This window comes from Vibrio sp. 10N.222.52.B7 (assembly GCF_041474275.1).
GTDB classification, from domain to species: Bacteria; Pseudomonadota; Gammaproteobacteria; order Enterobacterales; family Vibrionaceae; genus Vibrio; species Vibrio crassostreae_C.
Genome location: NZ_JBFRTU010000695.1, coordinates 1 through 389, shown reverse-complemented (window position 1 = coordinate 389; position 389 = coordinate 1). Strand labels below are relative to the sequence as shown.

1 protein-coding gene is annotated in these 389 nt (G+C 39.6%); it reads left to right on the top strand.

Going from position 1 to position 389, the window contains the following annotated elements:
- Positions 1–67 precede the first annotated feature (67 nt).
- The coding region (locus tag AB4512_RS24855) for a PhzF family phenazine biosynthesis protein (RefSeq protein WP_372176133.1) at positions 68–389 on the top strand (322 nt) is incomplete at its 3' end.

Here is a 389-nt window from a genome sequence, read left to right as displayed (position 1 = left end):
AGGTACTAGTTTGATCGAAAAGTATAAGTTCAATGAGGTTACCCTAAATAGTGATTATGGACAGGTTATGATTTCTAGAAAGGAAGGCTTGTCTCAAATAGAGCTGCCAAGCTGGAAGGGTAAACCTTACTTGCAGTTACACGATGTTCCTATTGATTTGGCGGCTTTAAATCAATCTGTTGTCGAAGCTTTTTCTACAAGAGATTTAGTGCTGATTTTGGAATCAGAGGAAGCCGTAAAGAATTTTTCGCCTGACTTTGAATTGTATAAAAAAATTAAAGATCTGCATGCAGTGATGGTGACAGCCAAAAGCTCAGATGACAGTTATGTTCTGCGCTATTTTGCGCCGAAAATCGGTATTTCGGAGGACTTAGCAACAGGTTCGGCAC